This is a genomic window from Anaerococcus groningensis (genome assembly GCF_046365465.1).
GTDB classification, from domain to species: Bacteria; Bacillota; Clostridia; order Tissierellales; family Peptoniphilaceae; genus Anaerococcus; species Anaerococcus groningensis.
Map to the genome: position 1 here is coordinate 1 of NZ_JBGMEG010000030.1, position 781 is coordinate 781.

At 32.5% G+C, this 781-nt stretch carries 1 protein-coding gene; it reads left to right on the plus strand.

The genetic code is table 11. The features are described from left to right. Positions 1-781 (plus strand): NAD(P)/FAD-dependent oxidoreductase (locus AB9Q04_RS08100; protein ID WP_410024829.1); only part of this gene is annotated, 781 nt, incomplete at both ends.

The window sequence follows — 781 nt, forward strand, 5'->3', positions numbered from 1 at the left end:
GATACTAAGATTAGATAAGGAAAATCAAAGGGTAATTACAAAAAACAATTCATATACTTACGACTATCTTTCTATAAACCTAGGATCTTTATCTAGGGTTAATTTCCCAACTGATTATAAGGATGTGACCTTAGTAAAACCAATCTTAAATGTAGTAAATACCAAAGATGAGATAGTAAAGCTTAGCAAGCTAAAGAAAAATCCTAAACTAAATTTTATAGGGGCAGGAGCATCTGGGATAGAGTTATCCTTATCATTTAAAGCAGCCTTTTCTAGTGCGGAGATTAGTCTAATCACAGCCCATGATATATTGCCCAACTTTAACCAAAAGGCAAGAAACCGTTTTGAAAAATTATTAGCTAATAAAGATATAAAAATAATAAAAAATGAAATAGTAAAAGAAGTTAAGGATAATAAAATCTTTACTACTAGGGCAAGCTATGATTTTGACCATGTTTTTGTTACGTCAGGTTTTCGTGGTCCAGATGTAGGATTTGATGGAGTTTTAACCATGGATAAAAATTATCTAGCAGCAGATGAAAAACTTTACCTAGCTAGTAATGTCCTTGCTATGGGGGATGTGGCTAGTATTACAAGCTATCCAAATATGCCAAAGACAGGTGTTTATGCAATCCGTGAGGCACCAATCCTTTATGAAAATCTTTTAAAACTTATAGCAGGAGAAAGAGACTTTAAATCCTATAAGCCACAAGAAAAATACCTACAAATAATCAATTGTGGTAACAAGAAAGCCTTATCCAACTACGGCAATTTTTATAGT